This is a genomic window from Spongiactinospora sp. 9N601 (assembly GCF_044326295.1).
Lineage (GTDB): Bacteria > Actinomycetota > Actinomycetes > Streptosporangiales > Streptosporangiaceae > Spongiactinospora > Spongiactinospora gelatinilytica.
The window spans coordinates 67673-93811 of record NZ_JBIRBB010000004.1 but is presented as its reverse complement, the minus strand read 5'-3'; the positions used below and the strand labels follow the sequence as shown (position 1 = coordinate 93811).

The 26139-nt window shown below is 69.3% G+C and carries 24 protein-coding genes; 12 read left to right on the top strand and 12 right to left on the bottom strand.

Annotation, left to right across the window (positions count from 1 at the left end; translation table 11 throughout):
• Positions 1 to 7 precede the first annotated feature (7 nt).
• The gene (locus ACH34R_RS10340; RefSeq protein WP_397561120.1) at positions 8 to 871 is read left to right on the top strand and encodes an FAD binding domain-containing protein; all 864 of its coding nucleotides are present in this window, start codon (positions 8 to 10) and stop codon (positions 869 to 871) included.
• Between the two features lie 155 nt (positions 872 to 1026).
• On the opposite strand, the gene ACH34R_RS10335 is transcribed toward ACH34R_RS10340, so the two are convergent.
• Positions 1027 to 1818, bottom strand: coding sequence for an IclR family transcriptional regulator C-terminal domain-containing protein (locus ACH34R_RS10335; protein ID WP_397561119.1), 792 nt, complete (start codon positions 1816 to 1818; stop codon positions 1027 to 1029).
• 176 nt (positions 1819 to 1994) lie between these two features.
• Here ACH34R_RS10335 and ACH34R_RS10330 point away from each other — a divergent pair, with 176 nt between their 5' ends.
• From ACH34R_RS10330 to ACH34R_RS10305, 6 genes are read left to right on the top strand one after another with little or no spacing between them, the layout of a single operon-like run.
• Positions 1995 to 2996: an alcohol dehydrogenase catalytic domain-containing protein gene (locus ACH34R_RS10330; protein ID WP_397561118.1), complete on the top strand. Its 1002-nt coding sequence runs from the start codon at positions 1995 to 1997 to the stop codon at positions 2994 to 2996.
• Positions 2993 to 3259, top strand: coding sequence for a hypothetical protein (locus ACH34R_RS10325; protein ID WP_397561117.1), 267 nt, complete (start codon positions 2993 to 2995; stop codon positions 3257 to 3259). The genes ACH34R_RS10330 and ACH34R_RS10325 overlap by 4 nt, the downstream gene beginning before the upstream one ends.
• Positions 3256 to 4647 carry an FAD-dependent oxidoreductase gene (locus tag ACH34R_RS10320; protein WP_397561116.1) on the top strand — a complete coding sequence of 464 codons (1392 nt, stop codon included), beginning with the start codon at positions 3256 to 3258 and terminating at the stop codon, positions 4645 to 4647. Before ACH34R_RS10325 ends, ACH34R_RS10320 begins: the two co-directional genes overlap by 4 nt.
• Positions 4648 to 4681: 34 nt before the next feature.
• Complete coding sequence (locus ACH34R_RS10315) at positions 4682 to 6046, top strand: MFS transporter (protein WP_397561115.1); 1365 nt, start codon at positions 4682 to 4684, stop codon at positions 6044 to 6046.
• Positions 6033 to 7415, top strand: coding sequence for an amidase (locus ACH34R_RS10310; RefSeq protein ID WP_397561114.1), 1383 nt, complete (start codon positions 6033 to 6035; stop codon positions 7413 to 7415). The genes ACH34R_RS10315 and ACH34R_RS10310 overlap by 14 nt, the downstream gene beginning before the upstream one ends.
• Positions 7412 to 8734: an amidase gene (locus ACH34R_RS10305; protein WP_397561113.1), complete on the top strand. Its 1323-nt coding sequence runs from the start codon at positions 7412 to 7414 to the stop codon at positions 8732 to 8734. Before ACH34R_RS10310 ends, ACH34R_RS10305 begins: the two co-directional genes overlap by 4 nt.
• Here the strand turns inward: ACH34R_RS10305 and ACH34R_RS10300 are convergent.
• The 4 genes from ACH34R_RS10300 to ACH34R_RS10285 all read right to left on the bottom strand — a co-directional run bounded on the left by ACH34R_RS10300 (position 8677) and on the right by ACH34R_RS10285 (position 12102).
• Positions 8677 to 9510 (bottom strand): IclR family transcriptional regulator C-terminal domain-containing protein, encoded by an 834-nt coding sequence (locus ACH34R_RS10300; protein ID WP_397561112.1) that lies wholly within the window; start codon positions 9508 to 9510, stop codon positions 8677 to 8679. The genes ACH34R_RS10305 and ACH34R_RS10300 overlap by 58 nt on opposite strands.
• A 309-nt stretch (positions 9511 to 9819) precedes the next feature.
• Complete coding sequence (locus tag ACH34R_RS10295; RefSeq protein WP_397561111.1) at positions 9820 to 10887, bottom strand: hypothetical protein; 1068 nt, start codon at positions 10885 to 10887, stop codon at positions 9820 to 9822.
• A gap of 37 nt (positions 10888 to 10924) precedes the next feature.
• The gene (locus ACH34R_RS10290; protein ID WP_397561110.1) at positions 10925 to 11434 is read right to left on the bottom strand and encodes a disulfide bond formation protein DsbA; all 510 of its coding nucleotides are present in this window, start codon (positions 11432 to 11434) and stop codon (positions 10925 to 10927) included.
• Entirely contained in the window at positions 11407 to 12102 is a 696-nt protein-coding gene (locus ACH34R_RS10285) for a pyridoxamine 5'-phosphate oxidase family protein (protein ID WP_397561109.1), read from the bottom strand. Before ACH34R_RS10285 ends, ACH34R_RS10290 begins: the two co-directional genes overlap by 28 nt.
• On the opposite strand from ACH34R_RS10285, the gene ACH34R_RS10280 reads away from it, so the two are divergent.
• Positions 12096 to 13523, top strand: coding sequence for a PLP-dependent aminotransferase family protein (locus ACH34R_RS10280; protein WP_397561108.1), 1428 nt, complete (start codon positions 12096 to 12098; stop codon positions 13521 to 13523). The two genes, ACH34R_RS10285 and ACH34R_RS10280, sit on opposite strands and share 7 nt — an antisense overlap.
• An 82-nt stretch (positions 13524 to 13605) precedes the next feature.
• Here ACH34R_RS10280 and ACH34R_RS10275 read toward each other — a convergent pair whose 3' ends face one another.
• The 3 genes from ACH34R_RS10275 to ACH34R_RS10265 form a co-directional block, all read right to left on the bottom strand.
• Complete coding sequence (locus tag ACH34R_RS10275) at positions 13606 to 15168, bottom strand: MFS transporter (protein ID WP_397561107.1); 1563 nt, start codon at positions 15166 to 15168, stop codon at positions 13606 to 13608.
• A gap of 162 nt (positions 15169 to 15330) precedes the next feature.
• Positions 15331 to 16092, bottom strand: a complete 762-nt coding sequence (locus ACH34R_RS10270) for a hypothetical protein (protein ID WP_397561106.1) — start codon at positions 16090 to 16092, stop codon at positions 15331 to 15333.
• A 389-nt stretch (positions 16093 to 16481) separates the two neighbouring features.
• Positions 16482 to 16859 (bottom strand): winged helix-turn-helix transcriptional regulator, encoded by a 378-nt coding sequence (locus ACH34R_RS10265; protein WP_397561105.1) that lies wholly within the window; start codon positions 16857 to 16859, stop codon positions 16482 to 16484.
• 108 nt (positions 16860 to 16967) lie between these two features.
• On the opposite strand from ACH34R_RS10265, the gene ACH34R_RS10260 reads away from it, so the two are divergent.
• A complete protein-coding gene (locus tag ACH34R_RS10260; RefSeq protein ID WP_397561104.1) occupies positions 16968 to 17492 on the top strand; it encodes a luciferase family protein in 525 nt (174 codons plus the stop codon).
• Positions 17493 to 17749: 257 nt separating this feature from the next.
• Positions 17750 to 18715, top strand: coding sequence for an alpha/beta fold hydrolase (locus ACH34R_RS10255; RefSeq protein WP_397561103.1), 966 nt, complete (start codon positions 17750 to 17752; stop codon positions 18713 to 18715).
• 65 nt (positions 18716 to 18780) lie between these two features.
• Here ACH34R_RS10255 and ACH34R_RS10250 read toward each other — a convergent pair whose 3' ends face one another.
• Positions 18781 to 21759 carry an AfsR/SARP family transcriptional regulator gene (locus ACH34R_RS10250; RefSeq protein WP_397561508.1) on the bottom strand — a complete coding sequence of 993 codons (2979 nt, stop codon included), beginning with the start codon at positions 21757 to 21759 and terminating at the stop codon, positions 18781 to 18783.
• Between the two features lie 239 nt (positions 21760 to 21998).
• On the opposite strand from ACH34R_RS10250, the gene ACH34R_RS10245 reads away from it, so the two are divergent.
• On the top strand, positions 21999 to 22124 hold the full coding sequence (locus tag ACH34R_RS10245) for a hypothetical protein (protein WP_397561102.1): 126 nt from the start codon (positions 21999 to 22001) through the stop codon (positions 22122 to 22124).
• 289 nt (positions 22125 to 22413) lie between these two features.
• Here ACH34R_RS10245 and ACH34R_RS10240 read toward each other — a convergent pair whose 3' ends face one another.
• Positions 22414 to 23073: an SDR family oxidoreductase gene (locus tag ACH34R_RS10240; protein ID WP_397561507.1), complete on the bottom strand. Its 660-nt coding sequence runs from the start codon at positions 23071 to 23073 to the stop codon at positions 22414 to 22416.
• Between the two features lie 180 nt (positions 23074 to 23253).
• Between ACH34R_RS10240 and ACH34R_RS10235 the strand changes: the two genes are divergently transcribed.
• The gene (locus tag ACH34R_RS10235; protein WP_397561517.1) at positions 23254 to 23454 is read left to right on the top strand and encodes a hypothetical protein; all 201 of its coding nucleotides are present in this window, start codon (positions 23254 to 23256) and stop codon (positions 23452 to 23454) included.
• Positions 23455 to 24043: 589 nt separating this feature from the next.
• On the opposite strand, the gene ACH34R_RS10230 is transcribed toward ACH34R_RS10235, so the two are convergent.
• Positions 24044 to 24661: a GNAT family N-acetyltransferase gene (locus ACH34R_RS10230; RefSeq protein ID WP_397561101.1), complete on the bottom strand. Its 618-nt coding sequence runs from the start codon at positions 24659 to 24661 to the stop codon at positions 24044 to 24046.
• Positions 24658 to 26130 carry an APC family permease gene (locus ACH34R_RS10225; protein ID WP_397561100.1) on the bottom strand — a complete coding sequence of 491 codons (1473 nt, stop codon included), beginning with the start codon at positions 26128 to 26130 and terminating at the stop codon, positions 24658 to 24660. Before ACH34R_RS10225 ends, ACH34R_RS10230 begins: the two co-directional genes overlap by 4 nt.
• Between the last annotated feature and the right edge of the window lie 9 nt (positions 26131 to 26139).

The following is a 26139-nucleotide window of genomic DNA, read 5'->3' as shown; positions in this document are numbered from 1 at the left end:
CCTCGTCATGCCCACCACGGGATTTACGTACCTGCGACCACTCACGGTGGCCGATCTCATTCGTGACCTGGCAGAACCGGGAGCGTTCGCGCTGGCGGGCGGCACCGACCTCGTCCCGCTCCGGGCCGCCGGCGCGATCACCCCGGCTGTCCTGGTCGATGTCAAGCACGTGGCCGGGCTTCGCGGTGTCGAAACCGAAGGCGACGTGATACGGATCGGCGCCGCGACCACGCTGGCCGATCTCGGCGAGCGTGATGACCGGTCGCTGGACGCGATCCTCGACGGGGCGAAGATCGTCGGCGCGGCACAGACCCGCGAACGAGGCACCCTGGGCGGCAATCTCTGCCGCTCATCGCCGGCCGGTGACACATTGTGCGGCCTGCTCGTCCTCGACGCGGTCGCCGAACTACAGTCGCTCGACGGCATCCGCCACGTTCCGGTCCGGGACTTTTTCACCGGTCCGAGCCGCAATGTCAAGAAGCCATCGGAGGCGCTGGTCTCCATCCGAGTTCCGGTGCGGGAGGGCGGTTCGGCTTATCGGCGTTTCACCTACCGGCGTTCGATGGACCTCGCGGTCGTCGGGGTGGCCGCGTGGTTGTCCATCGAGGATGGGGTGTGCGTGGATGCGGCGATCGCGATCGGTGCCGTCGCGCCGACACCACGCCTGGTTCCCGCCGCCGCCGAGACGCTGGTGGGCACGACATGTGACGACGAGGCGATCGCTCACGCCTGCGAACATGTCGTCGCGGCCTCGTCACCGATCGATGATGTACGCGGCACCCGCGACCACCGCCTCCGCGTACTGCGCCCCCTCACCCGCGACACCCTGCTCCTTGCCCTGACCCGGGCCTTGGGCTCAAGCCCGCCGTAGTACGCCGCTCCCGGCTGCAGACGGGCGCAACATGCTCGATCAGGACCGTCTCGCGAGTCGTACCAGACCGTGCCGGGCTTCTCGTGCCCGCCCAGCCCGGGACGGCGCCATCGCCCACGGCCGGCTGTACTCGGAGAACGAACCGGGCGCCCGGCTCATCGACTGACCGATCTCGCGCCGCGTCCAGCGTCGGCCGTCTCCACCGAGATGGCCCGCGCCGCGGCGCACAGGGGCTCTCGCGCGACCGCCACGAGCTCCTGAACACTCAGCCTGCCCGCGTGGCTCGACACGTTGACGGCGGCCACCACCTCACCGGCGGCGTCCTCGATCGGCGCCGCGATCGAGCGCAGACCGGCTTCCAGCTCCTCGTCCGCCACGGCCCAGCCACGTTTCCTGATGGCGGCGAACTCGGCCCTCAGCCGCGCGGGGTCGGTCTCGGTACGCCGGGTCAGCGGCGTGAGGACCGCCGCGCCGAAGTACGCGTCGAGCCATTCGTCGTCCTTGTGGGCCAGCAGGACCCGGCCCATCGACGTGGCGTACGCGGGCAGCCTGCTGCCGACCGTCAGTGACATCGACATCAGGCGCCTGGTCGGCACGTGCGCGACGTAGACGATCTCGTCGCCTTCGAGCACCGCCACCGACGCCGACTCCTGGACTTGGTCGGCGATGCGCCTCAGATGGGGAACGGCCACCTCGGGCAGGGCCAGGCTGGACAGATAGGCGGTGCCGATCCGCAGCACCGACGGATGCAGCGCGAACGACTGCCCATCGGTGCGTACATAGCCCCGCTCCACCAGCGTGTGCAGGAGACGCCGGACCGCCGAGCGGTCCAGGCTGGTGACGCGCGCGACGTCGGCGAGGCTCATCGCCGGATGGTCGGCGTCGAACGCCTCCAGCACGGCCAGCCCACGCGCCAGGGACGTCAGGAAGTCGGCGTCCTCGCCCATGGCCTGGACCTCCCCACGAACACACCGCGTCGGTGTCGGACTTTACCCGAGACCGCCCCCAGATGATTCATGGTCACCCTCCGTCGCCGCCATCGTTGACAAATCATCCCAAGTGACGGCACAGTGAGCACTATACAAACTTCTGTGCGCATAGCGCTCAAACTGGAGGTGGCCGGATGCGAGCAGCGATGACGACGGGCGTCCAGCGGGTGACGATCGTCGATCGCGCGGACCCCCGGCCGTCGGACGACGACGTTCTCGTCGCGGTCGAGTGCGTGGGCCTGTGCGGCACGGACGCGCACATGTGGGCGGGCCACTACCCGGCGGTCCGGTTCCCGTTGGTCCAGGGGCACGAGGTGGCCGGCCGGGTCGGTGACGACCTTGTCGTGGTGGACCCCGCGATCGCGTGCGGTGAGTGCCACGCGTGCCGGATCGGGCGGTCCAACGCGTGTGCCCGGATGCGCGTCATCGGCGTCCATGCCGACGGCGCGCTGTGTGACGCGATCGCCGTCCCTGCGGCCAGGGTCCACCGGGTGGAGGGCCTGGACGCCGAGACGGCCACCCTGGTCGAGCCCGCTTCGATCGCCATGCAGGCGGTGAACCGGTCGGGCGCCGCGCCGGGCTCGTCCGCGCTGGTGCTGGGCTGCGGAGCCGTGGGGCTGCTCGCCGTCCGGCGCCTCGTCGAGCGGGGCGTCGCGGTGGCCGCCGCCGACCGGGTCGCCGCACGCGCGTCCGCCGCGCGGCGGTTCGGCGCGGAACTGGTCCACGTGGTGGACGACCAGGGATACCCCGGCGCGCGGCAGCGGGCGGAGCTGACCGGCTGGGCGGGCGGAGAGGGCCCGCCGGTGGTGATCGAAGCGACCGGTTCACCAGACGCGCTGATGGCGGCGATCGACGTGGTGGCCAACGCGGGGACGGTGGTGGCCGTGGGGATCTCCACCGCCGTGGCGCCGCTGTCCATGAGCGCCCTGCCGTACAAGGAACTCGATCTGCTGGGCAGCCGGAACAGCCGCGGGCTGATCCCGCAGGCCGCCGAGTTCGTCGCCCGTAACCGGGCGATCGCCGAGACGTTGATCACCCACCGATTTCCCCTGGAGCGGACCCAGGACGCGCTCGCCCTGGCGCACGACGCACCGGACGGCGTGGGCAAGACGGTGATCACGGTGAGGTCGTCGTGACCGCCGCGGTGCTGCGCACGCCCGTCCGGCTCGGACCGCTGACGCTGCGCAACCAGGTGACGGCGGCGCCCATGGAACGCGACCACTGTGACCTCGACGGCGCGCCGACGGATCACCACGTCCGCATCGCGTCGATGCGGGCGGCGGGCCCCGCGAAGACCGTCGTACCCGTCGGGGACGCCGCCGGGAAGGGCGGCTGGAGCGCCCTGGCGGTCAGGCACGCGGCCGAGACGGTCGATCGGCTCATCGGAGGTGCGCGATGACCGGTCCGGCCCACATCGCCGAGAGCGCGGAGGAACCGGTGGCCAGGTCAGCGGGCTTCGTACCGCCACACGCCCGCCACTCGGACGCCGACGTCGTGGTGGCCGGGGGCGGTCCCGCGGGTTTCTGCGCCGCCGTGGCCGCCGCCCAGGCCGGGGCCCGGGTCGTGCTCCTCGAACGCGGGCCCTTCCTGGGCGGTACGGCCACCGGCGCGATGGTGGCCAGCTTCATGGGGTTCTACTGGCGTGACCTGCTGGTCGGCGGCGGAATCGGGCTTGAGATCACCCAGCGGCTGACGCAGGCGGGCGGGTCCGGCGGGTTCACCCCCTACGTTCTCGCGGAGGCCGGCGAGCGACCGGCGCGCGTGCGTACCTTCCCGTTCGATCCAGAGGTGCTCAAGCCGGTGCTCGACGAGATGGCCGAGGAGGCCGGCGTCGAGGTGTGGCTGCACACCCAGGCAGTCGAGCCGCTGCTTCGGGACGGGCACGTCACGGGAGTGGTCGCCCAGGGCCTCTACGACGCCGAAGTGGTCTCCGCGGCCGTCGTCATCGACGCGACCGGCAACGCCGTACTGGCCAGGAAGGCGGGATGCCACCTGGAGAACGCCGGTGGCGACCCGCGGGCCCGCCAGCCGATGACGATGATGGCGCGGCTGGCGAACGTCGATGTCACCCGGTTCAGAGCCCTCTCCCGGGAGGACAAGCGGCGTCTGGCGCGGCACGGGGTCGAGACCGGGCGGCTCGCCCAGCAGTTGCTCTCAGTGATCAGCTCGCCGTCCGGAACCGACGCCTTCGTCCTGATGACACGGGTGAGCGGATTCGACGGTTCCGACAGCCGGGACGTGAGCCGGGCGGAGGCGGAGGGCCGCCGTCAGGTCAGGGACGTCGTGGCGTTCCTGCGCAGGGAGGTCCCCGGCTTCGAGCGCGCCTACCTGTGCGCGCACGGCTCATGGATCGGCGTGCGCGAGACGTGGCGGATCGACGGTGATCACGTGGTCACCGAAGCCGACGTGCTCGGCGGGCGGCAGTTCCCCGACGCGGTCGCCCAGGGCGGGGGGCCGCTGGACGTGCACGACCACGACGGCCCCGGAATGACGCTGATGGACACGCCCCGGCCGTTCTCCGTCCCCTACCGCGCGCTGCTCCCCCGCCCGGTGGACGACCTCCTGGTGGCGGGCCGGTGCGCCGCCGCGACGGAGCGGGCGATGGGGGCGATGCGGCACATGGGCACCGCCATGGCCATGGGTCACGCCGCAGGGGTGGCCGCCGCCCTGGCCATCAAGTACGGCGTGCCGCCCCGCCGGGTCCCGGTCCCCGAACTGCGCGCACTGCTGCGCGACCAAGGCGCGGTGGTCGACAGCCCGCTCGAACCGGACCACACCCCCACCTGAACCCCTGGTAGCACCCAGCAATGATGGAGCGCACATGGCTCTGAACAACACTCACGTGACACCCCCACCGCCGGAATCGCGATCGCCCGCGGACCGTGCGGCCCGCCGAGCGCTGCTGTCGAGCTACGTGGGCAGCGTCATCGAGTGGTACAGCTTCCTGTTGTACGGCACCGCCGCCGCCCTGGTCTTCGGCGAACTGTTCTTCCCCGACGCGGACCCCCTGACCGGGACGATCGCCGCCCTCGCCACCTTCGCCGTGGGCGAGCTGTCCCGGCCGATCGGCGCCGCGATCTTCGGTCACTTCGGTGACCGGGTGGGCCGCAAGTCGGTCCTGATGACCACGATGCTGCTGATGGGTCTCGGCAGCTTCGCGATCGGCCTGCTGCCCACCTACGAGCAGATCGGCGTGGGCGCGCCGGTTCTGCTGGCGGTGCTGCGGTTCGTTCAGGGGGTGGCGCTCGGCGGCGAGTGGGGCGGCGCGGCGCTCATGGCGGTGGAGCACGCGCCGCGCGACCGCCGGGGGCTGTGGGGCAGCATCTCCCAGCTCGGCTCGGCGTCCGGGTTGCTGCTCTCCACGCCGATCTTCGCGCTGTTCGCGGCCCTCCCCGAAAGCGATTTCCTGGCATGGGGATGGCGTGTCCCGTTCCTGCTGTCCATCCTGCTGGCCGGGGTCGGGCTCTTCGTCCGGTTCCGGACCCTCGAAACACCGGTCTTCGCCGCCGGGCGCGGGGCGCACGCAGAACCGCGACGGCACCCGATCGCCGAGGTCTTCCTCACCTGCCGCAGGCCGCTGCTGCTCAGCGCCGGGCTGGTATTCGGCCCGCTGGGCGCGCAGATGATCCTCGTGGTCTGGGTCGCTTCGTACGCGAACCAGATCGGATACTCCCGCTCGGTGACCCTCTGGGCGCTGATCTTGGGGGCGGCGATTCAGTTGGTCGCGCTGCCGGGATTCGGTGTGCTCGCGGACCGGCTGGGGCGACGGCCGCTCTACCTCTATGGGGCCCTTTGCCTTGCGGTGAATGGCTTCGTGATGATGTGGTTGGTGAACACGCGTGTCCCGCTGTTGCTGCTGCTCGCGTTCGGGCTGGGATCGCTGGTGTTCAGCATGATGTTCGGGCAGTCCGCAGCGCTGCTGGCGGAGTTGTTTCCGACGGAGGTCCGGTACACCGGGGTGTCGCTGGCCTACCAGACCGCGTCAGTCCTCGGGTCGGGGGCCGGTCCCCTCATCGCGGCGGGGCTGCTCGCCGCCGCGGGGGGCGGGACGAGCACCTGGCTCGTGTCCGGCTTCATCGCGCTGATCTGCCTGGTGACGGCGGTGTGCGCGCTGGCCGTACCGGAGACCGGGCGGCGGGACCTGCGGGAACTTCAGGAGGGAGAGCGTGTCCATGACGGCCGCTGAGCAGGACACCGGGGTGCCGCTGGACGAGCTCACCGCGTCCGGGGTCGTCGCCTCCATCGCGGCAGGGCGGACGTCCGCCCGCGAGGTCGTCGGGGCGTCGCTGCGCCGGATCGAGTCCGTCGCCGGGCTCAAGGCGTTCGTCTCGGTCCGCGCGGACGGCGCCGCCGAGGACGCCGGGCGTCTCGACCGGCTACCCTCCGGCTCTCACGGGCCGCTGAACGGCGTGCCGCTGGCCGTGAAGGACAACATCGCGGTCGCCGGGCTGCCGATGACCGCGGGCAGCGCGATCCTCGCCGGTCACCGGCCGGTGACGGACGCGCCCGCGGTGCGGCGGCTCCGCGACGCGGGCGCGATCGTCGTGGCGAGCGCCAACATGCACGAGTTCGCCTGGGGCGGGACCAGCGACAATCCGTACTACGGCGCGGTGCGCAATCCGTGGGATCCGTCCAGGTTCGCGGGTGGTTCCTCCGGCGGATCGGCGGTCGCCGTGGCGGCCCGCTGCGTCCCGCTGGCGCTGGGGACGGACACGGCGGGGTCGGTACGGTTCCCGGCGGCGCTGACCGGGGTGGTCGGGTTGCGGCCGACACGGGGGCGCGTCCCCGCGGACCTGACGTTCCCGCTCGCGCCCAGCCTTGACACGGTCGGCCCGCTGACCCGCACGGTGGCGGACAACGCGCTGGCGTTCGCGGTGCTGGCCGGGGTGGCCGCCGAGCAGGTCCGCGCGGACGCGGCCGGCCTGCGGGTGCTCACCGTGGAAGGGCTGTGGCTGGAGGACGTCCAGCCCGCCGTGGCCGCGGCCACGCAGACCGCGCTGGACGTGCTCACCGCCTCAGGAGTCGTGCGCGGCTCGGCGCGGATGCCGGGGCTGAAGGATCTGACCGGCGTCTGCGGCACCATTCTGCTGGCCGAGGCCGCGGCGGTGCACGAACGCTGGATCACCGAGCGGCCCGAGGACTACGGGGCCGACGTACGCGAGCTGCTCACCGCGGGCGCGGCCGTACCGGTGGTGGAGTACGTGCGGGCGCAACGCGCACGCCGGACGCTCATCGCCGATGTGCTCGGCTTGATGGGCGACGCCGACGCGATCGTCACCCCCACTCTGCCGTTCACCGCGACCCCGCTGGGAGCCGAGGAGGTGGAACTGGCACCCGGGCGGACCGAGCCCCGGGCCTCGGCGATGATGCGCTTCTGCACGCTCGCCTCGGTGACCGGTCTGCCCGCGCTCAGCGTGCCGTGCGGCTTCGACGACGACGGTCTCCCGATCGGACTTCAGCTCATCGGACGGCCGGAGACCGAGACGACGCTGTACCGGCTTGGCGCCGTGGTGGAGCGGGCGGTCCGCGCCCACGAGCGGAGGCCCTCCCGGTGAACGACCCCATCGTCAGGTGGCCGGAGATCACGGCGATGGCCGCTGACGTCCGGACCGGGCGGACACCACCGGCGGAGCCCGCGCGGGACGCCCTCCTGCGCATCGGACGCGACGACCGGCGCTGGCGCGCGTTCACCTCGACGCTGCCCCCGGCCGCGACCGGCGAAGGACCGCTGGCGGGCGTGCCGTTCGGCGTCAAGGACAACTTCGACGTGCGGGGAAGGGTGACCCACGCGGGCACGGACGGCGCCGGGCGGGAGCCCGCGGGCACCACGGCAGCGGCGATCACTTTGTTGACCCGTGCGGGAGCCGTACTCGTCGGCACCACGAACATGTCCGAACTCGCCTGCGCGGCCGTGACGGAAAACCCCTGGTACGGCGTCTGCCGCAACCCCTGGGACCCCTCGCACGGGGCGGGCGGGTCCAGCGGCGGATCGGCCGCCGCGGTGAGCGGGGGCCTGGTGCCGTTCGCGCTCGGCACCGACACCGGAGGGTCGGTCCTGATTCCGGCCGCGCTCACCGGCATCTGCGGGCTGCGGCCCACCTCCGGCCGGATCAGCACCGCGGGCGTGGTCCTGTCCAGCCCCACGCTCGACACCGTCGGCGTGCTGGCCGCCCGGGTCACCGACCTGCGCGCGGTCGCGGATGTCCTCGGCGCCCAGGAACCCGGGCCGCACGGCCGGGCCTTCCCCCTCCCGCTGGCCGGCCTTCGCGTCGGCGTCCTGCACGGCTGGTTCCGCGAACGCTGTTCCGCCGGGGTCCTGGCCCAGGTGGACGGGGCGGTGGCCGAACTGTCCTCGCTCGGCGCCAGGTGCGAGCCGGTACTCCTGCCGGGCGTCGAGGACGTGCTGGCCGCGGGAAGGACCATCGTGTGGGCCGAGGCGGCCCGCGGCTACCGGGAGTTCACCGGCGGCCACACCGCCAACCCCGCCATCCTGCGGCGGCTCCGCGATGGGGACCGGATCTCCGCCGCCGACTACCGGGCCGCGCAGGATCGGCGGGAACGCTGGCGGCGGCTCGTCTCGCGGACCTTCGCCGAGGCCGACATCCTGGTCAGCGCCACCACGCCCAGCACCGCGCCGCGGGTCGGGGCGGACCAAGAAGAGGTCACCAGGACTCTGGTCGCCCTGACCTATCCCGTGAGCATGGCGGGGACCCCGGCGGTCTCCGTTCCGGCGGGGGTGTCGGAAGGGTTGCCGGTCGGGTTGCAGATGATCGGCCCTTGGGACGGTGAGAGACGGCTGCTGGACGTCGCCACGGTCTACCTGGCCGCGAAGTATCGCGGGACGGCGCCGGTGCCGGGCGGCGGCAACGGCTGAGCGGTCAGATCCTTCTCGACGCGGGCGGCGCACTCGATGAGTTTCGGCAGGATGAACCCGACCAGGGTGGCCTCGTCGATCACGCCGACGTTGGTGCCGATCGAGATGGCGGCCACGACATCGCCCGCATGATCGTGGACGGGAACCGCGATGCTGCGCACGCCCTTCTCCAGTTCCTGGTCCAGTAGCGCCCACCCGGCACGGCGCACGCCGCGAATCAGCCGGGTGAGCTCCCCGACATCGGTCACGGTCCGGTCGGTGTACGCCATCGGGCTGACCCGGTCGAGATAGGCCGCCAGTTCGTCGTCCGGCAGTCCGGACAGCAGGGCGCGGCCCATCGCCGAGGCCGCCGCGGGGACCCGGGTGCCGGGGGCCAAGGCTATGGTCATCACCCGCCGTACGGCGGCGCGCGCCACGAAGACGGCGGCCTCGCCGTCGAACACGCCCAGCGAACAGGACTGATCCACAGTGCGCGCGAGATCGTCGAGGTAAGGTCGCACCAGGTCGGCGAACGACTGCGACGCCAGCGCCGCGTAGCCCAGCCGGAGCACCCGGGCCGTCAGCCGATAGCGCGAACCGGCCTGTTCCACGTATCCGAGCGCGCGCAGCGTCAGCAGTGAGCGCCGCGCCGCGGCCCGGTCGAGATCACACGCGGCGGCGACCTCCGACACGGTCAACGCGGGCTTGCTCTTCGAGAAGCACGTCAAAACGTCCAGTCCGCGGTCGAACGTCCGGACGTAAGCCGCACGCGGGCCGCCTTCGACGGACTGAGCCACGCTCCCCCTCGCTCCGATGATCGATCGCGTCGTCCCGCCCACTGTAGCCCGCCGCCGGAACCCCTGTGGCTGCGGAGCAGGTCGAGTTCGGCGTCGAGGTCGTCGACGATATGGATCCCGCGACGTCGCCTCACCTCCCGCCGGCCGGCATGAATCAGCTCAGAGCTTCGGAGGCCGTGGAAAGGAGACGTTGCAAGGCAACAACCGGTCGGCCCGGCCGGAATCGCCCCCCACCCGTGCGCGGCACCTGGGTTGGCAACAGCCGCGGCGGCGCGCCGGGCATCGCGCCTGAATTCTGCGATCCCGCTCTCACACCTCAGGCTCGATGAGCTCCCGTGCCCGGACGGCCGCCGCCAGCGCGTCGGGGTCGCCGCTGGACCGGTACACCTGCACGGCGGTGTCGGTGAACTTGATGACATGCTCGTCTCCGTTTGCCACGGCGCGTTCCAGGAGGTCCGCGACGGGATCGTCCACGCGTGGAGGCTCCGGCAACTCCACCCGTGGAACTGTGTGATCGGGCGCGTAGGCGGACACGATCGCCGCGGCGGCGGACCACACCGCGGCCAAGCTCGGTACCCACATCTCCTTGGGCAAGGCGGGCAGAGTGTGCCTGACGGCGTTGGGCGCCGTGGCCGTGTGGACCAGCAGAATGGGGCTGCCGTGAGCTTGATGAAGATAGCGCACCGTCGCCGCCCGGACCAACTGCTCCAGGAGAACGGGTACGTCGTCGGCGTCGGCCGGAGCGCGCAGCGCCGCCTGGGCGGCCGGCCAGGCCGGCAGGTCGGCGAGCCGGGCAAGCCGATGGGCGAGAAGCCCGGACTGGTCGGGTAGGAGGGGAATGCCGGCCAAGGCCTGTTCGGGGCTCAGGTCGCCGGACGGAGCGGTGGCGCCTGGCGTGGGCCGGCTACGCGCTGCCCAGAAGGCGAGTCCGTGCGCGAGCTCGGACTCCGCGAGTTCCCCGCCGCCGCCGGTGAGACTGCGAACCGCGTGGCCCACCCGGATCGCGCCGTGGGTCGCGCCGGCGGTTATGCCGGGCAGGAGGATCGGCCACCACCTCGCGAGGATGTCCTGCCAGGGCCGCTCGGTCATCTGGCGGGTGAAGTACTCCGTCCAGTCGCCGAGCCTGGCACGCCCTCCGCCCAGCGAGTCGCGGAGGTTCTGCGCGGTGATGGGTTCGCGAGCCGGGGGCATATCGATCAACCGTGCGACGTAATGGTCGAGCCAGGTGGACACCTGGTCTCCATATCCGTGGCGAACGAGAACTTCCGCGGCCATCGGCCCATGGTTGGCGAGTCCGTGGTCACCCTCCTGGTCACCTCCGAATTCCGGGCCCGTGCCGTGCAGTCGCAGGTACGCCTCGTCGAGAGAGGCACTCATGCTCATCATTCCTCTCTTTGGCTGCGCAACGTGATAGTCATGCGAAAGTCAACTCCTGTGTGCTGTCTCGCTTCATCTCCGCCCAATCCGGGCAGGCGGCCAACGTCCTCACCGCGTTGAAGACGGCGACGGCTTGAGGGCCTCGGGGGATGCCGGTCAGGACCGGCCCGAACAGGGCTTGTCCGTCGAAGTGCAAGGCGGGTGTCCCGGGCGACCAGCCCAGCGGGGCCATGCCTTCGGCATGGCTGGCGCGCAGAAAGTCATCGTGATCCGTCGACCATGCGGACTCGCTCAGATCGGCTGGAAGACCCGCGTCAGCGAGCGCCGGCGCCAATACCGTCATGTTCTTCGTGCCTTCGTTGTGCAGCCGCTGACCCAAGGCGGCATAGAGGGCCCGGAGCGCTTGCTGGCCGAAGAGCCGGTCGGCAGCCGCGCAGGCCCGGGCAAGTACCCAGAGCCGGCCGCTCGGCTCGCGCAACTCCGGATCGGGCGGAGGTTCGTCGTTGAGCAGCGAGAGGCTCATGACCCGGAACCGAAGGTCGACCATCGCCCGCTCCTGTGGTCGTCGTTGTTCGCCGCCGCGTACAGGTGGCGCACGCTCTGCGGCAGCGGGAGATCATGGCGCAGTTCGGGAGCGGGTTCGGGCGGCTCCAGCCGAGTCGTCATGGGCAACACCCCGGCCCATACATCGTCTGTGGCATCGGATGAGTCGCCGTCGCTCGGTGGCCCGGTTCGCACTTTGACGGACGCTTCATCGATCGTCAGGGCGAGCAGGCTCGTCTTGGCGAGTTCCTTGGGTGAAGGTCTGCGAACCTCCGTCCAGCGACCTGGAACCAGACGATTCGTGAACGCCTTCAGCGCCGCATCGCACTCTTCGGCCGGTACCGGCGTGAACCGGCCGAGGAGAACGGCGGAACGGTAGTTGGCGGAGTGCTCGAACACCGACCTGGCCAGAACCAGCCCGTCGACCATCGTGATCGTCACACAGGCCGGAGCACCGTCTTGAAGTATGCGGAGCGCCCGGCTACCGGTCGAGCCGTGGATGTACAGGGTTTCGCCCACACGGACGTGCAGAAACGGCAGGCAATATGGCCGGCCGGCCTCGACGAAGGCAACGTGCGCCACTATCGCGGCATCCAGCACCTCGTGGATATCGGTGCGCGCGTAGTGCCCCCGCTCAGGGCTCCTCCGCACGCGTACACGTTCTGATGTCACAAGACGAATGTGGCGAGGAGACTGGCTCGTTGTTAAGGTCCAGATTTATGGAATCGGAGGAGGCCAGATGGCTGTCACTACAGCGTCTGCCTGGTGAGCGGCTGGCAGATGCGGCCGAGCGCACAGTTCGCGAAGCGATCCGAGGAGGGTCCTTGCGCCCAGGCGTGAGGCTTCCCTCGTCTCGGACGCTCGCGCTCCAACTAGGTGTTTCGCGCGGTGTGATCACCGAGGCGTATGAGCAGTTGGCCGCGCAGGGGTATCTCGTGAGCCGGCCCAAAGCGGCCCCGGTCGTCGCGGACGCTCCACGACCGATGCCCCGGCCGGCGCCGCGGTGTGAAAGGCCTGGTCGAGTACGGTTCGACTTCACTGCGACGACTCCCGACGTCTCGCAGTTCCCGGTTCGTCAGTGGGCGGCCAGTCTCGCGACGGCCGCGCGTTCGATGCCGGTGAGCGCGTATGACTATGGTGATCCCCGCGGGAGCGAGAAGTTCCGTGAGGTGCTCGCCGGTCACCTCGGTCGAACCCGTGGCGTCGTAGCCGACCCTGAGCAGATTCTGGGCGTCCATGGGACCGCACAGGGCATTGACCTTCTCTTGCGGACACTGCGGGCCGCGGGTGCGCAGCGCGTCGGGGTGGAGGATCCCTCTTTGCCCAGCCAGATCGATCGCATCACCGCTCACGGCCTCGCGGCACGACCGATACCGATCGACGGTGACGGACTGCTCGTCGATGGCCTGGAAGTCGACGCCGTGCTCGTCACGCCGGCCCACCAGTTCCCGACCGGCGTCGTGCTTTCTGGGGAGCGCCGCCGAGCACTTCTCGATTGGGCCAAGGGGGCGAGCGGCCTGGTGCTCGAAGACGATTACGACGCCGAATTCCGTTACGACAGACAGCCGGTACGCGCGCTGCAAGGCCTAGACCCCGAACACGTCGCCTATCTGGGCACGACGTCCAAGACCCTGGCTCCGGCATTGAGGCTGGGCTGGATGGTGCTGCCTGCTCATCACATGCCCCAGGCGCAGCGTATTCGCAACCTCATGGACGTATGTCCCCCTGCGGTCGAGCAGCAAGCTCTGGCCATGATGATCGAGCGTGGTGACTATGATCGGCACGTGCGCCGGGCCCGCAAGGCATACCGGCGACGACGCGAGCAGCTCATCGCTGCTCTCGCCGAGCGCCTGCCCGGCTTGCGGGTCGAGGGGATCGCCGCCGGCATGCACCTTCTGCTACGGCTGCCGGCCGACCTCGACGACGCCGCCATCGCGGCCCGCGCGCTTGACAAGGGTGTTCAGGTGGCGCCGTTGAGCCAGTTCAGTCATTCGGGCCATCCGGGCAGCGGCTTGGTTCTCGGCTATGGCAGGATCACCGAACGTGACATGAACCCCGCGGTAGCCGCGCTCGCCACGGCGATCCGGACCTGAGGTCGCGGAGGCAGGTGTTGCGTTCGGCAGCCCCGCGGGCCGTCGGCGGGAAGGCGGTCCGGTCAGGGGACGTGATTTCCGATCAGAGGGGCTTGGGTTCACCGGCCGGCATCTGTTCCGCCGCCTCCGGCGCGGGCGCGCGGGCGTTACGCAGCCACACCAGTGCCACCACACCGAGGACGGCCGCGGTGATCGAGCAGATCAGGCCGACCGTGGAGAAGCCGTCGATGAACGCCTGGCGGACGGCATCGAGCAGGCGGGGGCCAGTCGGGGCAGGTAGGTTCCCGGCGGTGGCCACGGCGGCGCCCAGGGTGCTCCGGGCGGCCGACGCGGCTTCAGCCGGGACACCGGAGGGCAAGATCGCGGCGAGCGTGTTCCGGTAGACGCCGAAGCCGATGCTGCCGAAGACGGCGATACCGAGCGCGGTGCCCAGTTCCGTGCCGGTTTCCGAGATGGCCGACGCCGCACCGGCCCGCTCCGGCGGTGCTGCGGCGACGACGGAGTCGGTGCCGAGGGTGACGAGCGGGCCGAGGCCAAGGCCGATCACGGCCGACCCGAGGACGGTAATGGCCAGGTCGTCCGGAGCACTGACGAAGAAGAGCAAAAGTGAGCCGATGCCCAGGACGAACAAGGCGGTCGCGAATACGGTTCTGAGACTGACCTTCTGCCGCAAGGCAGGCGCGCCCATGGAGCCGATGATCACGCCGGCAGTGGTCGGCAGGGACCATAGGCCGGCCTGAATCGGGGAGAGACCCCTGACCAGCATCAGGTACTGCATGACGAACAGCTGAGAGCCGGCCATCACCAGGACGCCCAGCATCAGCAGCGTCAGCGGCCCGCTGAACGCCGATGACCGGAACAATCGCACGTCGATGAGTGGTGTCCGCAGCTTCGGCTGCCTCACGATCAGGCCCGAACCGACGAGCAAGGCCACGATGATCAGCACGATCGAGATCCATTCGGCCCCATGCTCAGCGATCCGCTTGAGACCTTGAACCAGGGAAAGCACGGTGAGGATGGACATGAGCACGCTCGGCAGGTCGGGACGGCCGACCGATGAGTCGCGGTGCTCGGGCAACACCTTCGGCCCGGTCGCGAGCAACAGCATCATGACCGGTACAGCCGGCAGGAAGACCGAACCCCACCAGAAGTACGCCAGCAGCGCGCCGCCCACAAGCGGACCGATCAGGGTGCCGACACCGAGACACATCGACCAGATTCCGATGGCTGCGGTGCGCTGCTTCGGATCGTGAAACATGTTACGGATCAACGACAGCGTCGACGGCATCAGCGTTGCGCCGGCGATACCGAGCAAGGCCCGAGCGCCGATCAACATGACCGGACTGGTGGCGACGGCGGCGGCAACCGACGCGGCACCGAACCCGACCGCCCCGATCAACAGCAGTTTGCGCCGTCCGATCCGGTCACCGATCGCGCCCATGGTGATGAGCAGACCCGCGACCATGAACCCGTAGACGTCGACGCTCCACAGCAACTCCGTGTTGGTCGGCTTCAAGTCCGCGGATATCGCAGGCAGCGCCAGGTGAAGCACCGTCAGGTCCATCGAGATCAGCAATGTCGGAAGCCCGAGAATAGTCAGCCCCAGCCATTCCCGCCGCCCCGCTTTGGTCGGCACCGAAGCCATACGGTCCCCTTCAGTTCTGACCGGTGAACCGGGATCCATGGATTCCGCCCTTGTCACCGGTGATGGCCGGCGGAGGTGGACGGAGAAGCACTCTGGATTCGGCGGCCCGCAGCCGGCCATGCATCGCGCGGCTCGCCTACCTACTCCACAGGCCCGTGAATTTCACCTGGACGACCAGAGGGGGTCACCGCCCGCAGTGTAGATGACCATGTTGCCGTCATCCTGGACCTGGAGGAACGCGCCTGGGTTCCCGGCGGTCCTGGTGCCCCACAGCGGCTTGTCGCCGCTGGAGTAGACGACGAAGTTGCCGTCGTTCTGCATCACGGCGAAAGCCCCGGCATTCCCGCCGGTCTTGCTGCTCCACAGCGCCGCGCCACCGGATTGCAGGACGAGGTTGCCGTCCTCCTGCATGACCAGCCTGTAGCGGCGCTGGGCCGAGCGCAGATAGTCACCGGGGCGCAGTTCCCGGTCGGCCGTCAGCCTCGCGAACGACGCCTTGCGTTCCCACACCGCCTCGCCGCTCTGGGCGTAGATCACCAGATTGCCGTCCCCCTGGACGGCGAGGAAAGCGCCGGGCGTGTCGCCGGTTCCCGAGGACCACAGCGGGCGCTTGGCGGTGCTGTAGACGACAAGGTTGCCGTCCTTTTGCATGACGGCGCTCGCGCCCGGCTGCTTGCCCGTGCCGCTGGACCAGATGGCCTTCTTGGCGCGGTCGTACATGACCAGGTTGCCATCGGACTGCATGGCCAGCAGGTATGCGCCATTGGCCGAGCGGCGGGTCTGGCCTGCCTTCAGCCATTGGCCGGGCATCAGCTTGTCGGCCGCCGCGACGTGGACCACGGCCGCGGACGCCGGGGCGGTCGCGAGGGATATGGGCGAGAAGGCGACGGCTGCTCCCAGCGTGACCGTGACAAGTTTCCTCATGGGTTCCCCCTATGAATTCGCGGACAAGGCCCAGGCGAACCCGGGCGGCTCATAACTGTGGCGGAGCGATCTGTCGCTCACCTGTCGTCGGCCTGCCGGTGGCGCCTCTGTTCGGGGCGTCGCAGCACCGTCGGCGCAGGCGTCGGGTGCGTACTGTGGGCGTACAGATTGATCGCGGTCCGGACGCCGTACACGTGCCACAGCAGCGGCGACATCCGTGCGGCACCCGCGAACACCACCGCTGCGGCCGGGCGTCTTCGTGGCGAAGACGCCCTTCGCCTGCGCTCTGGCCCGCCTGGCCACCCCCGAGCGCACCGGCCGCCGTGGGACTCGACGACGCAGGGGGCCGGCACCTTGACCGCCCCTTTGTGACGAGGGGCGATTCTTCCTCAGAGGGTGGGGCGTCCGGCCATGTCGTAGGCGTGGCGGGCGACTTCCACGCTGGCGAGATGCGCGTCGGACCATGCGGTGAGGGTGGCGAAGACCGGGCTGAGGGTGCGTCCGAGGTCGCTGATCTCGTACTCCACCCGGGGCGGGATCTCCGCGTGGTACTCGCGGGTGATGAGCCCGTCTCGCTCCAGTTGCCGGAGGCGCTGGGTGAGCACTTTCGGGGTGATGGCGGGCAGCCAACGCTGGATCTCCACGAACCGCTGCCGCCCGTGCTCCTTCAGCACCCACAGGATCGGTGTCGACCAGCGGCTGAACACCAGGTCCACCACAGGGCTGATGGGGCACGCGGCGGTGGCCTCGACAGGTCGGGACGCCACATGGCCTCCATGGTCATAGTGGAGAGTAACTATCTTCTAGGAACCTAGTATATCCAGGATGTTAGCTTCCTTCCGTTGGAGGATCCAGCGAGAGGGAGACCCGATATCATGACCGCGTTCAGCCTGCCCGCCCGTACCGGTGCGCGGCCCCGAACCGGCCCCTCGGTCCCACACGTCCAGCTCAGCCAGAACAGCCCCGACGGACTGCGCGAGCGGCTCAAGCAGTGGATGACCGACCACCTGCACGGGGCCGTGATCCGCCCGAGTGAGATCTCCGAACCGGGGTCGCTCGCCTTCTTCCTCGACGGCAGGCTCGCACCATCCGGGACGGTCCTGCTGCCACCACGACTGAACGCCGAGTTCGTCCACGTGCACCCTGACGGGAGCCTGCATCTGGCCCTGTCACAGGACGACCAGCGCGAACTCATCGTCAAAGGCTGGGGAGAGCGGCACCCGCTGTACTCGCCCACGATCAACGTGGTGATGCTTTACGGTCCCCGGACGGACAACGAACTGGAGATCGCCAAGACCGTGGTCGCGGCGTCCTACCGCTACGCGACCGGTGAACCGAGCGCTGCGGGTCCAGTTGCCCACCCCGGCGGCTTGGAGGCCGAGCCTCGTTCGGTGATGTGATCGTGGTGAACGGTTACGGGACCCTCCTAGCACAGAACTTGGGCGCAGCCTGCGAGTGCTGGGCCTCTGCAAGTGTCGATGAGAATGCGGGAGACTCCGAAGATCTGTCGTCCTGGGCGATCGTCTCGCTGTGATGATGAAGGCGGGGTGGCCGGAGTAGGCGCTTCAGCGGCTGTGACACTACTCCGCTGGGCGCACCTCAGGGTCCGCCTGCGGTACGACGCGCAGCCACAAGTGCCTGCGGCAACATCGAGGCCGTGAGACATCGCACGCTGAAGGCCAACGGCATCGACGTCCATTTCGCCGAAGCCGGAGACGGTCCGCCGGTCATCCTGCTGCACGGTTTCCCCGAACTGTGGTACTCGTGGCGCCACCAGTTGCCCGCGCTGGCCGCGGCCGGTTTCCACGCCGTCGCGCCCGACCTGCGCGGTTACGGCCGGACGAGCATTCCGGCCGACGTCGAGGCGTACGGCATGCGCGCGATGGTGGCCGACGTCGTCGGACTACTGGACGCGCTCAACGAGCCGGTCGCTGTGTTGGTCGGGCATGACTGGGGCGCCCAAATCGCCTGGGCATGCGCCCAACTGCTCCCGGAACGGTTCCCGGCCGTGGCCGCGCTGAGCGTGCCCTACCACCGGCGAACACCGACCCCACTGACCCAAGATCTGCGCCGTTGGGCAGGCGATCGCTTCAACTGGCTGCTGTACTTCCAAACCCCCGGCCTCGCTGAAGCCGAACTGGAGGCCGACATCGAACTCTCGGTGCGGCTCCTCTCCTACGCCCTGTCCGGGGAGGCACCCGACGGGCTGGCGGTCAGGCTGCTGACGGAACTGCCGGCCGACTCCCGGCTGCTCGATTCGATCCCCGAGCCTGATGGCCTGCCGTCCTGGTTGACCGAAACGGACCTGGCCTACTACGTGGAGGAATTCCGCCGCACCGGCTTCACCGGGGCCCTCAACCGCTACCGCAACGTCGACCGTGACTGGGAGGAGTTGCCCGCGCTGGGCGTTACGCCCGTCCGCCAGCCGGTGTTGTTCGTCACCGGCGAGAAGGACACCGCCACGCGCTTCATGGACGCCGAAGCCATGCGCGAGTATGTGCCGAACCTGCGTGACCCCATCGTGCTGCGCGGCTGCGGGCACTGGATCCAGCAGGAGCGCCCCATCGAGGTCAACGCGCACCTGGTCGACTTCCTCTCGTCCGTTGTTGAGGTCGTGGAATGAGAGGACCTGGTCATAGGAGCAGGAAGAAGGCACGCAGGGACCACGACCTGCCGGCAGTGGTCGCCTCACAGGTTCAACGCGATGACTTTCGGTGGGTGCGGTCCGGGCCAGGTTCGGATCTCATTGAACTCGTCGGTCGTGATGAGCCGGAGGGAGTGCAGGATGGCGGCAGCTCGGCGCCAACAGTCCTTCGCCTCCTCCTGCTTGTCCAGGTCGTGTAGGGCACGACCGAGGCCCCACAGGTGCTCAGCCTGCCAGTACGTACCGGTGTGCCCCTCGGCCTCATCGACGGCGAGAACCTGCTCGAAGCAGACGATCGATCGTTGCGGGTCACCCGCCTGTCGGTGAGATTCGGCGAGCTTCCCCAGCGGATCCACCCTGGCTTCACGCTCTCCGATCTCCTCCAGAATCGCCGCGGAACGAGTGTGCGCCTCGATGGCCTCGTCGTAGCGGCCGACGCTCTGATAGACCAATCCAAGGTTGGTCAGGGTGGCGGCCTCGTTGAATCGGCTCCCCAACTGCCGATTGAGCACCAGCAGATCGGAGTGATACCTGATGGCCTGCGCGAAGTCGCCGAGCTGGCGATAGGCAACCGCCAGGCCGGACAGCGGTCCGGGCTGACGCTCCAGAGCGCCTATCTGGTCATAGGCCTCCACGGCTTGGCTGAGATCCGCGACTCCCTCAGCCAACCTGCCCACCCGCACCTTGGTCCACCCCAGGTCGGTATACGAGATTCCCTGATGCAGAGGATCGCCGGAGCGGTGGGCTGCCTCCGCCGCTCGCTCAGCGACGGCCAGTTCGTCCCGCCAGCGGCCACGGCGATCCAACGGGGTGTCGAGGGCGGCGGCGAGGGCGACCGCGAGGACCGGGCCGTCGTCGCCCAAGCGGGTCGCCTGGGCGACAGCAGCGACCAAGTTCCGGATCTCACCGTTGATCCAGGTGGTGACCTCGTCGCTACTGGTGAGGATTTCCCCTGGACAGGTCAGCGACTGGGGAGCGAGCTCGGTACGCCAGCCGGCCGAGGGGGTGAGGTTGGTAGCGCTTCGAGCGGTGCTCAAATAGCTGTGCAGGACGCGCCGTACGGCCTGCTCCCGCGCTTGATCGCTCTCCTCCTGCTGCGCTCGTTCACGAGCGAACAACCGCAGCAGGTCGTGCATGCTGTAACGGTTGACGACGTTGGTGTTGATCAGGTGCACGTCAGCCAGACGGTCGAGGAGTCGCTGAGCCGCGTCCATGGAGATGCCGCTGGCGGCAGCCGCCGCCCTGACCCCTGCATCGGGCCCTTCCAATAAACTGAGCAACCGGAACATCCGGGCTGCGCCAATGCCATCGGGACCTTCCAGCAGATCCTGATAGCTGACTTGGAAGGTGGCACGCACCGCCCGATCATCGATCTGCAGCTCGGCCAGACGATGATGTTCGAGGGCGAGCCGGTCGGCGAAAGGCTGAATGGGCCACTCCGGTCGCGAGACAAGGCGGGCGGCGGCGATGCGAATCGCCAAGGGAAACCCTTCACACAGCTCGATCACCCGTGTGGCGGCGCGGCTATCCGCCTGGACGCGAACAGCGCCGATCAAGTTGCCCAGCAGCGTCCTTGCCTCTGCCTCTGATAGAACGCCGAGCTGTACGTGGCTGGAGCCGTCAAGTGAGGCCAGCATTCGACGGCTGGTGATCAGCACGGCGCTGGATCCACTGCCGGGGAGCAACGGACGAATCTGAGCGACATCGCGAGCGTTGTCCAACACGACGATCATCCGCTTGCCATCGATCAAGGAGCGAAATCGTGCCGCAGCCTCGTCCACCTCTGGGGGGATGGCCGAGTCGGCGACCCCAAGAGAGCGCAGGAAGCGAGCGAGTGCTTCGTGCGGGTCGAGCGGCTTCACATCGGGCGTGGCGCCGTGCAGGTTGACATAGAGCTGCCCGTCGGGGAAATGACTGGAAACGCGGTGGGCGACGTGGTTGGCGAGGGTGGACTTGCCGACACCCCCCACTCCACTGATCGTGATCACTGGAGCTTGACCGTGGGAGGTCAATGTTCGCCTCAGACGCTCCACCTCCGATACGCGTCCTGTGAAGCCGGCGATATCAGCAGGCAATTCGGCCGGGTGAGGCAGCCCAGCAAGGGCGGCTGGAGAAGGCTCTGCCACCGGGACTTCGGCCGCCGGGACTTCGGCCGCCGGGACTTCGGCCGCCGGCGTCGAGACGCTGAGCGGTCCGCCGGCGGGGGAGGAAGCGTTCACCGGCAGGAGCAGGGCGGGATCGGCATGGAGGATGGACTGGTGCAGGTGACGCAGCTCATCCCCCGGGTCTACGCCTAGTTCCTCGCGTAGCAGGCTCCCGATCGTGCGATAGGCCTGGAGCGCTTCGGCTTGGCGTCCGCACCGGTACAACGCCAGCATCAACTGGCCCCACAGGCGTTCGCGCAACGGATGTGACGCCGACGCGGTCTTCAGCTCCCCGACCAGTTGTTCGTGCCTGCCGGCCAGAAGACCGAGTTCGAGCCAGCGTTCCAGTGCCCGCATCCGTTCTTCGTCCAGGCCGTCAGCGTGGACACGACGCAGCGACTCGGACGGAACGTCGGCCAGGGCAGGTCCACGCCACAGGGCCAGCGCTTGGTGGAGCAGGCTGATCTCGGCGTCCGCATCCGCCGCCAGTCCTGCGCGGCCGACGAGATCACGGAACTGCACGACGTCGATATCGGCGCCGCTGAGCTCGATCAGGTATCCGTGGTCCCGGGTGCGGATCAGCCCCGCACCGCCCTGGTCATCACCGAGCACCTGCCTCAGCCGTGCGATATGCGTGCGGAGGGACGCCCGCGCGTCGCGCGGCATCTCATCCGGCCAGATGTGCTCGATCAGGCGTTCACCGGAGACGTACTGGTTGACGTGCAATAGGAGGGTGGTCAGCACGATGCGTTGCTTGGTCGCGGTGATGGCGACATGCCGCCCTCCTATGACCACCGCCAACGAACCCAGGATCCCGAACCAGGCTCCCGAGCCCTCCCCGCCCCTCGGTTCCACCTGCTGGGGAAAACTTTCTTCCATGGTCAAGATGCCCACCGTTTCAGCGACTGGGGATCAGTCCGGACAATACCGATAATTCTTGCGGGTGCGGCGACAGCTCCTTCCCCTGCGACACTCGACATCGCGCCCCGGCCAAGACGTGCCTCATGGCCGTGGCAGCTCCTGTTGCCGCCCGCGCCCAGGCGTCCACCGTGATGGCAAGAGGAGCATGAGACGAATCCGCCGCCAAGATCGACACCGAACTCGAGCACGTCGTCGCGATGGGCGACAACGACGTGTTCCAGATCGCCCTGCGCAGCAGGGACCTGACCCCGGAGAACCGCGGGGCGATCCTCACCATCATCGAGCAGATCCGGCAGATGCAGGGGCTGCCATCCGCGAGGTGACTGCCAGTAGGAGCCGGTGCCGGATCGGGACGGCCACGCTGTGGCAGCTTGCCCTACCCTCCCCGCCGATCGTTCCCCGACGCGGTGAACCTGCGTGACGTGGCGGCCGAGGTTGCCGTACTGGATGGGTACCTCGACCGGCTCTTCACCGGGGCGGAGCCGCCTCCTCGCCGCTAGGCAGGCCCCAGCCCGTGAGCCGTTCGCCAGGCCACCGGACTTCCTGTGACCCGGGGCGGATGTGGCCCCGAAGCGACATCCGCCCCGGGGTTTCGGTCCCCGGCTCGGCCTGTCAGGCGGTCTTGGACTGGCCGCCGTCGATGATGTAGTCGCCACCGTTGATGTTGCGGGCCTGTCCTGAGGCCAGGAACAGCACGAGGGCGGCGACCTCGTCGGGCTCGGTGAGCCGCCCGGTGTTGAAGCCCGCCCTGGCCGGGAATCCGGCCAGAAACTCAGGCACGGTGCTGCCACCGGCCGCGGCGAGCACCGCTCCGATGCCGTGCTCGCCCTCCCAGGCAGGGGTACGGGTCGGGCCGGGTGAGACGGTGTTGACCCGCACCCCGCGCGGCCCGAGTTCCTCGGCCAGAGCCTTACCGAGGTTGGTCAGCGCCGCCTTGGACGCCCCGTAGTCGACCGTGGCGGGCTGCGGGAAGCGCCCGCGAATGGAGGAGACGTTCACGATCGCCCCCTGGCGTTCCAGCAGGGACGGCAGAGCCGCGCGGATCGCGCGGACCGCGGAGAAGAAGTTGACCTCGAACGTGTGCTGCCATTGAGCGTCAGTGATCTCGCCGAACCCTCCCAGTCGCGCGTCGAACGCGCCCACATTGTTGATCAGGATGTCGATTCCGCCGAGCAGGTCGACGGCCTGGCGCACGGCCTGGCCAGGACCATCGGCGGTGGCCAGATCCACCGCGACGGCATGCGCTCCGACGGCTTTGAGGTCTTCGCTGATCGTGCGGGAGACTCCGGTGTCAATCCCCTGAAATCGTGGAGACGGTTCTATGCCACAGCGGTCCTCAGCAGGGCCGACGAGGCTGACCTCTTCTCGATCATCTGACGTTCGAATGTGGTGGGCGGCAGCCCATCGTTGGCGCTGTGCCGCCGGGTGGTGTTGTAGAAGTCGGCGACCCAGGTGGCGATCTTCAGACGGGCCGCGCTGATCGCCCGCGCCGGCGACCTTCGCCAGGCCACCCCGCCGCAGCCGCTGCGGGCCGCCCGGTGTGCCACGCTGCTGGCCGAGCTGACGGGACTGCCGGTCGAAGACGTAGACATCAAAGCTCTGGCCGAGCGGGGCCTGGTGGAGGTGGTCGACTGGTACAAACGGTGGCCGTAGTACGACGTGGCCGCGCTGCGCGCCCTGGCCGACCCGGCCCACCCCCGCCACGGCGACCTGGTCGAGCTAGTCACCGCGCATCGCGCATGGATGGCGACATCGCTCGACGCTGCCGAGGCCGCCGCGGTCGTGGGCCGGCAGGAGCGGGACATCCAGCAGACCCTCGCCCGGCACGGCATCACCCCGGGACGGTTCGGCTGCTACGACCAAGCGGCACTGGACAGGCTGTGCCAGGGCGAGGACCTGGTGGCCGGCGTCCGCTGCGGGCAGTTCCTCGGCCCGGATGAGGCCGCCCGGCATCTGGAGATCCGCCGCAGCGACCTGAACCATGTGCTGAGGCCGGATGGCTGCACCCGGCCGACCATGTCGACTACACGGTCGGCAGGCGAACGGTGCAGGTGCCGCTGTTCGCCGTGGGCGACCTGGAGGACCTTCCGGACATGCCCGGCGTCGATTGGGAGGCGGTGCGCGCGGCACGGCCAGGAGAGCCTTCCCCGCTGCTGGAGCACACCCGGCGACCATCTGCCCCCGGACGTCAACGCCCCGTTGACACGTATCGACCGACCTCGAGGCGGCGCCTCAGCGATGGTCAGGACGTCAGGGGCGCCGAAGCGGCCGATCTGGAGGAGCGCCACATCGGGAACATCGGCGGGCCGTCGGGCATAAAGATCGGGTCGCCAAGGTCCTGATAGCCGTGGCGCAGGTAGAGCCTGCGGCTGCGGGTGCTGCTGGCCTCCAAATATGCGGGTATGCCCGCTTCGTCGAGCTTGCGGTGGTACTCCGCAAGCAGCCGGGTCCCCGTCCTCCGCCCCTGGTGCCCAGGGAGCACCGCGAGGAACGCCAGGTAGTGGTGCGGGTCCTGTGGGTGGCGCTTGTCCATCTCCTCCTCCATCCGCCTGATGCGCTCCGCGTGGGGACCGGCGAACGCCTCCACCCGGGCGTCCCGGTCGGGGGTCTCGGGAATTGGCTCGGCCCCCTTGGGGAACCACACGGCCACGGCGGACATGTCGGCCGTCGCGTGGACCTCGCCGTGGACGAGGGCGCTCTCGGCGGCCATGGAGAACAAGGGGGGCAGCACGCGGCGGCGGTCGTCGTCCGGTGGGATCGTCCAGGCCGAGATCTCCTGCTCGTGGAAGGAGGTGGCGATGATCGCGCCGATGGTCTCGGCGACTCCGGGACCGTTCTGAACGCGAATGATCTCTGTCATTTGGTCCCTCCCACGGCCGACTGGGCGCCCCTCCCGATGTTCGCGTACACCTGTGGCCGGTTGGCCCGCAGGGCGAGTCCCCATATGACGCCGAGCCCCACGGCGACGACGTAGACGAAGGGCATGATCCAGCGCAGAGGGGAGTCGGGCGCCACGCCGAGCACGACGTCGAAGTTGGCTATGACGAGCGCGATGACCACGATCAGCAGGACCGAGGAGACGCCCGGGGCGATCCTGGCCCGCCAGGCGTTCTCCTCGTGGTGGTTCTTGGCGAAGAAGACCAGCACGGAGATGGAGGTGGCCGCGAGCAGTATGAGCAGGCCCAGGCCGCCGAACGATCCAACGGTGAAGAACAGCTGGACGACCGGATCCAGGCCGAGGACCGCGTATATGACGATCGTGGCCAGCGCGATGACACTCTGCGTCAGCGAGCCGTTGATCGGCGCACCGGTCCGGGGGGAAGTGCGACCCAATGCCTCGGGCAGAACCCTCTCCCTGCCGAGGGCGAAGATGTACCGGGAGATCGTGTTGTGGAAGGCGATCAGCGCGGCGAGGAGGCTCGTCACGAAGAGGAGGGAGCCGATGGTGGCGAGGGTCGCGCCCAGATGCTGCCCGGCCAGGTTGAACAACAGGGCCGAACTCTGCTGGCGTGAGGTCTCGGCGATCTTGTCCGAGCCGATCGGCACGGTCATCGCCCAGGACGAAACGGCGTAGAGGCCGGAGATGACGGCGAGTGCGACATAGGTCGCGATCGGCACCGTGCGCCTCGGGTCCTTGGTCTCCTCGGAGAACACCACCGACGCCTCGAAGCCCGCGAAGGACGCCATGCAGATCGCGACCACCGCACCGACCCCGGGGACGAAAAGGCTGGACGGGGCGAAGACGTCCAGGCTGTAGCCCGAGGCCGCCGGGTTGATCAGGTCCGCGATGTCGAACACGACGATGACGGCTATCTCCGTCAGCAGCAGGACCGCCAGGACCTTCCCGTTCACGTCGACCCGCATGAGGCCGAGCACCCCGGTCAGCGCCCAGGCGACCAGTCCGATGACCCACCAGGGCGGAGCGAATCCGAACCAGTCGTCGATCAGCGGCTGGGCTGCCGCACCGATCATGCCGTAGAGACCCACCTGGAGCGGGTTGTAGGCCAGCAACGCGACCCACGCGGTCGCCACCCCCACCGGCCTGCCGAGTCCTCTGGCGGTGTACGCGTAGAACGCCCCGGCGTTGACGATGTATCGGGCCATCGTCACGTAGCCGACGGCGAACAGGCCCAGGATGGCCCCGATCAGGAGGTAGGCGAGCGGCACGCCCGTCACGCCGGTCGCGGCGTAGGCAGCGGTCACCGAGCCGCCGATGACAGTCAGCGGCGCCGCCGCCGAGATGACGAAGAACATCACCGATGGGACACCGAGGCGGTCCTCGGCGAGCGCGGCGGAAACGGCGCCGGCCCTACGTTCTGTCACTGACATTGGCATCCT